Annotated in this window: 10 protein-coding genes; all 10 read right to left on the bottom strand. The window is 39.5% G+C overall.

Going from position 1 to position 12,118, the window contains the following annotated elements; genetic code table 11:
• Positions 1 to 719 precede the first annotated feature (719 nt).
• Positions 720 to 1,643, bottom strand: a complete 924-nt coding sequence (locus tag LZF95_RS06105; RefSeq protein ID WP_233754093.1) for an LLM class oxidoreductase — start codon at positions 1,641 to 1,643, stop codon at positions 720 to 722.
• A gap of 280 nt (positions 1,644 to 1,923) precedes the next feature.
• The gene (locus LZF95_RS06100) at positions 1,924 to 2,904 is read right to left on the bottom strand and encodes a lipid A-modifier LpxR family protein (protein ID WP_233754092.1); all 981 of its coding nucleotides are present in this window, start codon (positions 2,902 to 2,904) and stop codon (positions 1,924 to 1,926) included.
• Positions 2,905 to 2,986: 82 nt separating this feature from the next.
• Positions 2,987 to 3,961: an alpha/beta hydrolase gene (locus LZF95_RS06095; RefSeq protein WP_233754091.1), complete on the bottom strand. Its 975-nt coding sequence runs from the start codon at positions 3,959 to 3,961 to the stop codon at positions 2,987 to 2,989.
• 78 nt (positions 3,962 to 4,039) lie between these two features.
• Positions 4,040 to 5,407 (bottom strand): NAD-dependent succinate-semialdehyde dehydrogenase, encoded by a 1,368-nt coding sequence (locus LZF95_RS06090; protein WP_233754090.1) that lies wholly within the window; start codon positions 5,405 to 5,407, stop codon positions 4,040 to 4,042.
• On the bottom strand, positions 5,404 to 7,071 hold the full coding sequence (locus LZF95_RS06085; protein WP_233754089.1) for an acetolactate synthase large subunit: 1,668 nt from the start codon (positions 7,069 to 7,071) through the stop codon (positions 5,404 to 5,406). Before LZF95_RS06085 ends, LZF95_RS06090 begins: the two co-directional genes overlap by 4 nt.
• A gap of 268 nt (positions 7,072 to 7,339) precedes the next feature.
• Positions 7,340 to 8,308 carry a zinc-binding dehydrogenase gene (locus tag LZF95_RS06080; RefSeq protein WP_233754088.1) on the bottom strand — a complete coding sequence of 323 codons (969 nt, stop codon included), beginning with the start codon at positions 8,306 to 8,308 and terminating at the stop codon, positions 7,340 to 7,342.
• A gap of 197 nt (positions 8,309 to 8,505) precedes the next feature.
• The gene (locus tag LZF95_RS06075; RefSeq protein ID WP_233754087.1) at positions 8,506 to 9,900 is read right to left on the bottom strand and encodes a S9 family peptidase; all 1,395 of its coding nucleotides are present in this window, start codon (positions 9,898 to 9,900) and stop codon (positions 8,506 to 8,508) included.
• Between the two features lie 46 nt (positions 9,901 to 9,946).
• Positions 9,947 to 10,528 (bottom strand): hypothetical protein, encoded by a 582-nt coding sequence (locus tag LZF95_RS06070; protein WP_233754086.1) that lies wholly within the window; start codon positions 10,526 to 10,528, stop codon positions 9,947 to 9,949.
• A 138-nt stretch (positions 10,529 to 10,666) separates the two neighbouring features.
• Positions 10,667 to 11,650, bottom strand: coding sequence for a type I glyceraldehyde-3-phosphate dehydrogenase (locus LZF95_RS06065; protein ID WP_233754085.1), 984 nt, complete (start codon positions 11,648 to 11,650; stop codon positions 10,667 to 10,669).
• A gap of 119 nt (positions 11,651 to 11,769) precedes the next feature.
• Positions 11,770 to 12,090, bottom strand: coding sequence for a phosphoribosylpyrophosphate synthetase (locus LZF95_RS06060; protein ID WP_233754084.1), 321 nt, complete (start codon positions 12,088 to 12,090; stop codon positions 11,770 to 11,772).
• Between the last annotated feature and the right edge of the window lie 28 nt (positions 12,091 to 12,118).

The raw sequence follows: 12,118 nt of genomic DNA, 5'->3' as shown, positions 1-12,118 counted from the left end.
TTGGCTGCTTTAAATTATAGGAGATGGAGAATCCAGCATTATTCAAAGTTTCACACAGTTTGATTTGTGTGGTTTTAGGGACGGTGATATTGAAAGAATTCTCATTTTTATTTGTTCCGCCGCTTACCATGAGGCATAGGGAATTCAATACAATTCGAGTATATGTGTTGAAAACATCATTCCTTTTCCTCTACCAATGTTAAGTTTGTTGTAAGTGATTAATTATTAATATATTACAAACGAAAAAATAGTTTCGAATTCTGCCACCCCACTTTCAAATCTACTAAATTTTGAAAAGAGAGACAATGGTATCTTTTTTCTCCTGAGAAAGTAGCAATGCCTCCCTTTTATCGCTCCCAATAATCTGATTTGGTGAGGCAAAGAGCATCCCTCTTTCATTGAAATCATAACAGTCCTGACCATATTTTACCCGAGGACTTAACCTGGGATTGAATGAGATCTTATATGCCCAAGGTTACCCGATGTTCCCAAAATGTTTCCGTAGCCCTGTTTTCTCAACAGTGGCTATGCCTCCTAATTACCGCCAATGGTCCAAAAAAATTGGTTTCGTAGAGTGCGCGTACATCATCAGGTTCAGATTCTTCGATTGTACCAATCAAGGGTTATACCTGGAAGAGGTATTGGTGTAACAAAATCGAGGAAAGAGGCTTCATCGGAATCAGTCGCCAAAGCTGTTTACTCCTATAACTTCAGCAAGGTCAAGAAAAATTTGGGGATATATTTTCTGCAATTTCTTCGATCACTTCCTCCGCTGGTCTTGAGCCATACTTTAAATTCAAGATTACGTGATTTACAACATACGATTCCAACAATTTCAAATGCGTATTCAAATATTCCGTTCCCGATTTAAATCCCAAATGGATTGGAGTCGGACTAGCTTTAGGATCTTTCGTTAAATCAATGTACAACGATTGCATAAATGGTTTCCAGTCCGAATTAATCCCTTTTATTGCTTCTCTCCATCGTTGCATTACAATAGGTAGTGTTTTGAAATCTCTTGGATAATACAACCAACCATCTGAATGTTCAGCAATCCATTCCAGGGATTGACCAGAATGTCCAGTTATCAACATTGGTGTTTTTTTGTAATACTTCGGTAAAATATCTATGGCTCCATTAGTTTTACCATAATATTTTGAAGAATAGTTTGGGAAATCACCTTGCAATGCTTTGATATAAAAAAAGCTATCTCTAAAAAGCTCAGACTTATCCTCTAAATTTTGATTGAATGCAGGATATTCAATAGGTCGATCACCAGAAGCTACACCTAAAATCAATCTTTCATTTGATAGGATTTGAAGGCTATTAATTGATTTTGCTGTATGAACCGGATGACGTAACGGTAAAATTATACTTGCCGAACCTAAAGCAATTTCATTTGTATGGTTCATAATATGTGTCATGTAAATCCAAGGGTCATACAATTGCCCAGCATCACCAAATGATGGGTCATTGAACGGAACATCTCTAAACCAAAGTGCTTTAAAACCTAGTTCTTCTACTCGTTTGGCAAGTTTTTCTTGGTTTTCCATTTTCGCAACTGAACCACTGTATGCCTCAAGAGGAAATATAAGACCTAATGTCAACTTACCTTTGGTTGCTATTTTGTTAAGAGTGCTCATTATCTGTTTATTTTTTTGTCTCAGAAATTAATTTTAAAATTTTACCATTGTCATATGCGACATTGTGAGCATCAGAAAAAGCACTTTTATCAATGTCAAAATATTTTCCGCTACTGCCTTCATACTTTGCTGGAATAGCTAAACAGTAGTACAGTAGTATAGAAGATCAGTGACCAATAAACTATTCATTTTCAAGCCTTATTGACTGGAACGACAGCATGAACTTTTCACCCAACAAGTCAGTAATCCAACCACCTAAATTCTCTGAAAAACAAAGAGACTAATGGAAACTATAATTTACCCCCAATGACCCATAACTGTGCTTTCCACTTACATTTGATTCGGTTGAATTGCGTGTATGCGAAACATTTGCTCCAAACCTGCCTGCCTGAATGTGAAAAGCGGCATAATAACCTGCCTGTAGATTTCTCTTATCAAGGGGATTTAGAACATTCTGTTTATTCCCATCACGAGCTAATGTGGTATCAGTAACTATTGCCCTTCCGAAAAATTTAACTACCAGGAAATATTCATTTTTATTTCTTTTCAGCTGATCCAGGTTGCCAAAATACATAACGGAATTATTGAGGCTGTTAAATCTGCCTATGCGTAGCCCTATATTCTCCTCCAGGAATGTCTGGTAATTTCCCAAAACTAAATTCGATTCAGAAAAGAAATCCATCCAATTCAAAAAAGGCAATGGTTTAATAAAGGAGCCGTTAATGCCATACAAAAATTTATTTGGTAACTGATACCTCCATCCATCAAATTTCGGATCTGAGATCAGGTCATGAAAACTATCCTGTACCCACTCTGCCCCGGATATTTTTCCTCTCACTCCCAAGACAGTACCAAACCTCCATAACCTTTTATCATTTGAGATATACAGGGAAGGTTCCCAATTCAATACGCCGGCAAAAGGCCTAAAGGTACCTGTGGATAGATCAGTATCATATTCAGGTGTATATCCTTTGAGGTAAACCATATTATCAAAAACAACTTTGTCTGTCTCATTAAAACCCAGGTTCTCCGATGCTTTCTTTAGAAAATTATCATCCCTTAATGCAGTCGTATAATTAATTATTAAACCAAACGAATAAAACTTATCCGTGATATGCTTGAGTCTAAACACGTCGTTATCATGTTTAAAACCAACCTGTTTAGTCAATGTATTCTTTTGAGCCATCACCTCGTTTACAGATAGACCTGGTAAGCATATGCTAAACATCCATGCTAAACTCAATAAGTCAGAAGTCTTCATGTATCAACCGAAAAAGGGGATTAATACTAACATTTACTGATTCTAAATACATTATAACAGGTAGTGTACTGGAGCATTCAAGTCAATTATTTATATCAGGACTTGTGTAGTTACGATCCAACCAGCCAACTACCTCCATCCAGCTTTCACGTGGGATCACTGAATGTGTGGTGTTTTCCATGACCAAAAACTCTTTTTTGTCACTGGGTATCAGGTCATACAGTTCTTTGACTTTTTCCACCGTAAATAATTCGTCCTCATCACCAATACCAACCAAGACAGGGATATCCATACCCTCAGGAAGTCGAAGTGTTTTGACATCAAGCATCGTCATAAATCTAGGTGTATAACTCATGGTAAACAGGCTGTCTTCAGTAATTGTCATTCCTTCCCTGTAATATTTTACAGATTGATGGGAGGGCCGGAATATCGCATTTGCCAAAAACCTGGCTTTTTCAAAAAAGGAAGGAGGATCGGATAAACCTTCCCTACCCTCGTAAGCCCCCGAAAGCAAAACTATGCCTGAGAGTTCATCCGGTACAGCATTTGCAACAGAAAACGCCGCGGCCACTCCTAAACTATGACCAAGAACCACCACTTCAGAAAACCCCAAATCCTTGATATAGCCCACCGTTTCAGCCATATCAGCAATCCATCGGTCCACACTTGGAGAATCCCCCCGATTGCCGCCTGACAAGCCATGTCCTCTGTAGTCCAACCCAAAAGTCGTATAACCACTTTCAGAGAATGGTTTTCCTGCCATATCATAGGCCCCGCTATGTGCTGTAATCCCATGAAGAATAAGTACTGCAATCTCACTTTTGCCTGAAAGCAATTTGTCTGGATTCCATCTTCGCAAAAACAAAGTTTCATCATCCGTGGTCTGAATCAAATGATGAGGCCCCTCGAATTTATCCCTCAAGACAGCTGCTGTTTCTTCAGATATACCGACATGCTGAGCATTGGAATAAACTGGATAATATACTAATATGGCTATAAAACCGAGAATGCTAATTGATACAATAAAAAGAGATTTCAAGATTTTTCTGTTTTTCATTATTATGCTTTGTTGTTTCCTTATACTAGGTTCACTATTGATTCAATCAAGGAGCGGGAGACTTTCCAATAAGATTAGTCAATCCACCCAAATAGATTTGATGTTGACAAATTCGCGGATTCCATAGCCAGAAAGCTCCCTTCCATACCCGCTATTCTTAATACCACCGAAGGGCAATCTTGGGTCTGAAGCTACCAGCCTATTCACAAAGCTGCTACCGGCTTCAAGTTGCAACGCCACTTTTTCTCCACGCTCTCTATTTGAAGTGATCACTCCAGATCCCAAACCAAATTGAGAGTTATTGGCCAGTGCAATGGCTTCATTTTCATCGGTTGCCCGGATCACAGAGGCTACAGGGCCAAATAGTTCATTGTCAAAAGCTTCCATGCCAGGCTGTACATCGACCAGGATGGTGGCCGGATAGTAAGCCCCCTTTCCTTCCGGGATTGTCCCTCCAAGTATAAGTCGGCCACCTTGCGCAATGGTTTTCACAACTTGTCCATGTATTTCATCGCGCAAATCCAACCTCGCCATAGGGCCATAATAGGTAGATTCGTCCATGGGATCACCCATTTTTGCCCGGCGCATCTTTTGGGTGAAGAGCTCCAGAAACTTATCGTAAACGGCATCGAGCACCACAAAACGCTTGGCCGCTATGCAGGTTTGTCCGTTGTTCTGCAATCTTCCCAACGTAGCCAGATCGGTCGCTTTTTCCAGATCCGCATCATCCAAAACGATATAAGCATCGCTCCCACCAAGTTCCAGTACAGTTTTCTTCAAATTGGCCCCGGCAATAGTTGCGACCGATCGTCCTGCGGGGTCGCTTCCTGTAAGCGTTACCGCTGCGATATTCTTATCTTCTATGACATCTTTTACATTATTTGCCTCTATATTCAGATTGGTAAATATACCTTTCGGAAATCCAGCTTTGATAAAAGCATCTTCCAAGGCAAATGCACTTCCCTGTACATTGGATGCATGTTTCAGTACCCCGGTATTTCCGGCCATTAGTGCAGGTGCGGCAAAACGGATCACCTGGTAAAACGGAAAATTCCAAGGCATCACAGCCAAAATAACCCCCATTGGCTGAAATGTGACGTAACTCTTGGTCGCTTCAGTTCCTACCATCTCCTTCCCAAGTAAACTTTCCGAATTATCCGCATAGAAGCGGCATACCCAGGCACATTTTTCAATTTCCTTCCTAGCCTGTACAATAGTTTTGCCCATTTCTGTAGTGGCCAGTTCGGCGTATTCCTCTTTACTGGCATCGAACAGGTCAGCAAGCGCATGCATTAGCTGCGAACGTTCCGCAAAGCTTTTTTCCTTCCATGAATTATACGCTTCCTTAGCCATGGCTACCTTTTCCATAGCTTTTGAAATAGCTATCCTTTCGTATTCGGCTACTGTTTGCCCGTTTGCCGGGTTAATTGTCTGTGCTTTACTCATGATTTTGTTTTTTTAGGTTCATTGGAATATTCCTTAATCAATACATTTAAAATTTCGTGGTTCAATGAATAATCCACTGCCAGATCAATAAGCTGTACCCCATTGGAGTTCAAAGCATCTCCCAGGGTCTGGTGAAACTCTTCTACTGAAGTCGGCCGATATCCAGTTGCTCCGAAACTTTCGGCATACTTGACAAAGTCTGGATTTCCATAATCCAGGCCATATTTCACAAAGCCATCGACCTCCTGCTTCCATTGTATCATACCATACCCATTATCGTTCAGGACAATGACTACCAGGTCAAGTTTCAGGCGTATGGCGGTTTCCAATTCCTGGGAGTTCATCATAAACCCTCCATCACCGTTTATGGATATTACTTTTTTGTCCGGATTGATTTTTTTTGCCATCATCGCAGAAGGCAGCCCTGCTCCCATAGTCGCCAGTGCGTTATCAAGTAGCAGGCTGTTTTGTACATAGGCAGGATAATTTCTTGCAAACCATATTTTGTACATCCCGTTGTCCAACGTTATGATACCGTCGTCAGGAAGTGTATCTCTCACAATCTTCACCACACGTTGGGGCAAAATAGGAAAACGATTGTCATCCCCGTATTTTGCCAGACGGGACGACACATTGTCTTTAACACCTATAAAGAAATCAGTATTCCAGCTATGGGCATAGGGCTTTAAAGATTCGGTCAACCCCAAAACGCTGTTTGCTATATCTCCGATGACATTTAATTGAGGAAAATAAACCTCGTCTATCTCGGCAGGAAAAAAATTGAGATGAATTACCTTGCGTTTGTCCTTGAAATGCATGAAAAAAGGAGGTTTTTCAATGGTATCGTGCCCCACATTGATAATCAGATCCGATTGCTTGATTGCTTCATGCAAAAAATCGTAATCGGACAATGCCGCCGTTCCCAGATACAAGGGATGACGTTCATCTATGATCCCCTTTCCCATTTGTGTATTGAAAAAAGGTATTCCTATAGAATCAACAAAAGCTGTCAATGCCATACTGGCTCTTTTTCTATTGGCTCCGGCACCGATGAGCAAGAGAGGTCTGCTGGCCTCTTTGACCAGGTCTGCGGCCTGCTGAATCGCATCTTTCCCCGCATTGGGAATTTTAAAGTCCACCACATCAAATATCCTCGGATTTTCTACCTCCTCCGCGGCAATGTCCTCCGGCAGTTCTATATGCGTCGCTCCAGGCCTTTCGTCCTGGGCCAACCGAAATGCCTCCCTGACCATTGAAGGGATATGAGAACTATGGGTGACCTGTTTGGTATATTTGGTAAGCGGATGCATCATTTTGACCACATCGATGATCTGAAATTTACCCTGCTTGCTCTTTTTGATCGGCTTCTGCCCGGTAACAATAACAAGAGGCATAGCGCCTAATTGAGCATAAGCTGCGGAAGTCACCAGATTGGTGGCACCAGGCCCCAGGGTAGAGAGGCAAACTCCCGGTTTGCCGGTCAGTCTGCCATAAGTCGCAGCCATAAATCCCGCACCCTGTTCGTGTCGGGTAAGGATCAACTCTATCTTTTCCGACTTCCTGAGGGATTCGAGGAAATCGAGGTTCTCTTCTCCCGGTAGTCCGAATATATATTCAACACCCTCATTTTCCAGTGCTTTGATAAATAAATCTGATGCTTTCATCTGTTTATAATTTGTTTTTCAGCGGTCAGGTAGCCTGTCCCGATTTTCATCGGAAAAATACCCAGGATAATCATCCTCCCGGGTATCGACTTCTCGACATGGGTATTTCATGTGTTTATAATCTGTCTTTCAAAGGTCATATGGCCTGTTCTGAAATCGATTCAGAGAATCCCTGCGACAGGCAAGTCCCACTGAAAATAATCATCCCTCTCTGTAAGAAGCCTTTCTCATGGACATTTCATCTTGCCATTCCTTGAAAACAAATAACTTAATGTTCAATTTCTATCGCAATTTTGCCATAGAAATTATCATCACCGGTTTTATTCTCCAGAAGGCTATGAGCTTTTCCAATATCTGATAACGAAAAAACCTTGGTTAAAACAGGTTTAAGCTTTTTACTTTCTACAAGTTTCGTTAATTCATTAAGCTTATTTCTATTCTGCCTTGTAAAAACAAAATGATAGGTGGCGTTTTTCCCCCAAGCTTCTAACAGGTTTTGTGGCTTATCAATATCAACTATAGTAACTACCTGACCCAACTGGCTAAGTATTTTCCCACTATCAGAAAGTGTGTCCCCCCCGATGGTATCAATGATCACATCTACTCCCTTATTGTTAGTCAATTGATTAATAGACTTAATATAGTCCTCATTTTTATAATCAATGACATAATCAGCCCCAATCTCAAGAAGAAACGGGTGGTGGACCTTTCTTGCCGTCGTAAATACAGTTGCCCCCATAGCTTTAGCAATTTGGATAGTTGGTATTCCTACTCCGCCCGCACCTCCGTGAATCAGTATGGTCTGATTGATTTTAAGTTGTGCTCTTGTAACAAGCATTTCCCAGGCTGTACCAGCAGCTAATGGAAGCGTCGCGGCTTCCAAGTGGCTTATGTTCTTAGGTTTTAGACCGATGATGGATTCGTGGGCACAGTGATATTGCGCATAGCTTCCCTGTCCATTAAAAATTTCAGGTGAATAGTAAACTTCATCACCCACTTTAAAATTTTCAACCCCCGGTCCAATTCCCACAACTACCCCCGAGATATCGTGCCCCGTGATTACCGGTAAAGTCAATTCGTTTTTATAATCCCCACGACGGACTTGGTAATCCAAAGGGTTGACGGAAGAAGCAAGAACCTTGACCAAAACTTCCTGAAATTTTGGTTTTGGCGTTGGTACTTCAGTGATCTTAAAATTATCAAAAGATCCGAATTCATTTAATATTGCTGCTTTCATGTGTTTATAATTTGATTTATAATGGTCTCATAGAATCTCTCGCGATGAATATCATCCCTCTGTGTGTCATGACATGTTCGATTTCTTATGATTATAATTTGTCTTTTAAAAGACATATTTATGTACATAATCCAACATTTGTTCTGTCATTTTAATTAGGCCCGTTTGGACTTTAATATCAACCTACGTCTTAGCTACTATTTTATTTGTTCCATAATCCAATCTGCTACCTCTCTGAGTACTACAGGAGCTATTGTCTGTTCAATAACTGAGTATTCCATTGGTGATCCTGTGTCAGATTCTTGAAAGAGATGATTCAAATCCTTATACTCTTTAATAGTAACCCTATCATTGTCTCCTTTCTCCAAAGCCTGTTTAATCGCAGATAGATTTTCCTTTGGAGGAACCTGAAGGTCTTTTTCGCCATTTATTGCCAATACCGGACATTTTACCTTTTCAAGGGTCTTGGATGGATCATATCTCAGGAAGTACTTTACCCACGGAGAAGTAAATAGATCTATCTGTGCGGTTGCAAATTCCTCTTTAGTCATTCCTTCAGGAATAGAGTTTGCATAATCACCCTCAAGGGATTCTTCTAGTGCAATCTTAAGCTTAGAATTTAAGCTTAAATCATCCTCAGCGCTCAAGATAATATCAAAAATCTTGGAATTTGTTTGTAGTAAATTTTCAATTTTAGCTTCAGAGGTACCCATAACCTGTTCGATTAGTTCTTCCTGAAGCAATAACAATTTATCCCCCCTAATCCCTGAACCAGCCATTAAAACTACAAACCCAACATCAGCTGATTCAGCTGCGACCATTGGAGCTATCAAACCTCCTTCACTATGACCAATTAGTCCTATATTAGTTGTATCGATTTCTTTTCTGGTCTTTAAATAGGCAATTGCACTTGCTACATCAGTGGAGAAATCAGCAGTGGTAGCGGAGCTGAAATCTCCCGTAGATTCCCCAAAACCCCTATCGTCAAACCGTAAGACAGCGATTCCATTCCTAGTCAAATAATCTGATAATACCAAGAAAGGTCTGTGCCCCATCAGTTCCTCATCCCTATTTTGTGGGCCACTTCCTGAAATCAAAACAACCGCAGGAAAATTGCCTTTATCGTGAGGAAGTGTAAGGGTTCCCGCAAGGGTGATTTTCTCTTGGCGATTTTCAAAGGTGACACTTTCTGATATGTATGGGTAAGGTTTTTCAGGCTCCTGAGGTCGTGGAGTGACTTTTTCTTCAGTTAACTGTTTTGAAAGATTGAGCGGGAAGTCCTGATTGTTTTGTTTAAATGTTCCAATAATTAAACTATCCTTATGAATACCTTTATATGAAATACCTGCCATTGGGACCTCAAAAACAACAAGCGAGTCCTTAAATGTTGTTGTAGCCGGTATATCTTTCACTCCTTGATCAGGGCTGTCCATTGTAGTTTCATAGCCATTTTCGTCTTTAGAAACGTTGAAAGAAACAGTCAAGCGAGTTCCATGAATAGTAAGCTTCCCGCTCCATTTACCTGCTATATCCTGAGCTATAAGCGGTTGGCTGGATAATAAGACCATTAATGCTATTATAAGTATATTCATAATTGCCTCCTTTTATAATTGAGTCATCTATTTCTTCTTAATTCACCTAAAACCTATGTGATATCCCAATACCCACAATACTATTTCCATAATAAGTTTTATTGTATTGAAAACCCAATTCAGTCCCTGAAACTATTTTATTATACCGCTTCAAAGATCTATCTAAGAGTATATTTGATCGAATGTTAAAGAAGGCCGAAACTAAACCCGCAGTACCCAATACAGCCCAATAGGAATCACTATTCCGTCTATCCGGCTTAAATAAAGGATACAATGAAATACCTGCGGAAATTATACTAATTATTTTAGCCGTTTTCATTGAATTTTTAAACTTATTGTAATCCCTTACAACCTCTGAATCATTCATCTGCATTATAGGAATTTGCAACCCATATGGACTTTCAAAACTTTGACCATTATAGAAATATTTAGTACTAAAGACGCCCCTCTTTATTTCTATAGGATATAAATCCCTAGTGGATTGAGAGAATGAGCTATAATGAATTACTATGAATAATAAAAGCAAAAACTTGAATTTAACATTAGTTCCAACTTCTATATTTTCGATGGATTTATTTCCCATTATTGTTTTATAATAATTTATTTTTACACCTATTAAACCAGTCAATATTCTTTCTAGTGACTATCAACCAATAAATAATCCCCTCCGATCTTACTAACTCAAATTGTATTATGAAATATTTAGGTGAATTTATACAACATTTTTCTTTAAGACTAAATTGAGTTTAGGGATTATGAACATTTTTTATAATTCCTGGATTTGTCTAATCATTTGACTGGTAAAGCCCCATTCATTATCATACCAGGCCATAATTTTAACAAGATCTCCATCTACTACACGTGTCATTTCAAGATCAACAGTGGCTGCAAATGGATTCTTTATCATATCTGAAGAAACCAAAGGTTCATTGCTGACGCTTACCACTTTTTCGTAACGTGATGTTTTTGCTTCGTCTGTCAAAACTGAATTTATTTCTTCAGCAGAGGTCGGACGCTCAGTGATAAATGTAATATCTGATATAGATCCTATGGGCACTGGTACCCGCACAGCTATCCCGTCAAATTTACCTTCGTATTGTGGAAGCGCTTTTGTTACCGCTATTGCGGCTCCCGTAGCTGCCGGTGCAGAATTGATAGCAGCACCACGTCCCATTCTAGGTTCTTTTTTTGATGGAGCATCTACTAATGCCTGTGATGCTGTATAGGCATGAGTTGTGTTTAGTATGGCTTTTTTAATGCCTATCCTGCGTCCTATAATTTCAATAATTGGACCTATGCTATTTGTTGTACAGCTGGCACACGAGAACACCTGTGCTTTTCCCTCTTCGGTGTTAACACCATGAATTACGGTAGGTGTATCTTTGGTAGGCCCTGAAATAACCACAAATTTTGCCCCTGCTGAAATGTGTTTCTCAGCATCCTGTTTGTTTGTAAAAAAACCAGTACTCTCTATAACAACATCGACATCCAATTCGCTCCATTTCAACGCTGCCGGATCTTTTATCATTGTATATCTGATAGGCTTGCCATTCAAAACTATGTGGTCATCTTGAACAGATATCTCTTTGTCAAACCTACCATAAATACTGTCATATTTTAAAAGGTAGGCTGCGTTTTCAATAGTCATGAGATCATTTATACCCACAACGTCCAAATCCGGAGTGTCCGATATAAGTTTAAGGGATGCTCTGCCTATTCGACCAAAGCCATTTATTCCGATTTTTTTCATGTTCTCCTAATGCTTTAATTTATTATATGTTACTTCCCAGGGCATATACTTTTTACTAAATGTGCCTCTTTAGGCCTAGTCATTTCTCACTCTTCAGAAACCATTATGTACCCTCCCACTTAATGTGTAAACTTCAGTTTATTTAGCATTTCATCTGTGACCTCATTGGAATAAATACTAAACGAATTAATCAAAGTACCCTTTAGGCTATACTTATCCGAAGTAATCACATATAATATTGCTGAATTCTCCGGACTGGAGTCGTCATCTTCAAACCTAATGTAGTTATCGATATTAAATTCATTATGAAATATTCTGTACATCCCGTTTCTACATTCAATACAGTTTTGTTTTAAATTAAAGTCTTCCACATACCCTTCTTTTTTCAAGTCGGTCAATGCTTCTATTAAATTATCGTATGTTTTCATTTGAGTTTGCATAGTTAATACAGCTTGTCATACTCTTTAA

Source organism: Algoriphagus sp. AGSA1 (assembly GCF_021390545.1).
In the GTDB taxonomy this organism is placed as follows: Bacteria; Bacteroidota; Bacteroidia; order Cytophagales; family Cyclobacteriaceae; genus Algoriphagus.
Note: the sequence above shows the minus strand (reverse complement) of the source record. Positions and strands in the feature narration are given on the sequence as shown.

Coding starts and splice junctions, on each gene's coding strand:
- LZF95_RS06060 (WP_233754084.1), bottom strand. CDS start 12,090: ATGCAAACTCAAATGAAAACATACGATAATTTAATAGAAGCATTGACC.
- LZF95_RS06080 (WP_233754088.1), bottom strand. CDS start 8,308: ATGAAAGCAGCAATATTAAATGAATTCGGATCTTTTGATAATTTTAAG.
- LZF95_RS06075 (WP_233754087.1), bottom strand. CDS start 9,900: ATGAATATACTTATAATAGCATTAATGGTCTTATTATCCAGCCAACCG.
- LZF95_RS06065 (WP_233754085.1), bottom strand. CDS start 11,650: ATGAAAAAAATCGGAATAAATGGCTTTGGTCGAATAGGCAGAGCATCC.
- LZF95_RS06090 (WP_233754090.1), bottom strand. CDS start 5,407: ATGAGTAAAGCACAGACAATTAACCCGGCAAACGGGCAAACAGTAGCC.
- LZF95_RS06095 (WP_233754091.1), bottom strand. CDS start 3,961: ATGAAAAACAGAAAAATCTTGAAATCTCTTTTTATTGTATCAATTAGC.
- LZF95_RS06105 (WP_233754093.1), bottom strand. CDS start 1,643: ATGAGCACTCTTAACAAAATAGCAACCAAAGGTAAGTTGACATTAGGT.
- LZF95_RS06100 (WP_233754092.1), bottom strand. CDS start 2,904: ATGAAGACTTCTGACTTATTGAGTTTAGCATGGATGTTTAGCATATGC.
- LZF95_RS06085 (WP_233754089.1), bottom strand. CDS start 7,071: ATGAAAGCATCAGATTTATTTATCAAAGCACTGGAAAATGAGGGTGTT.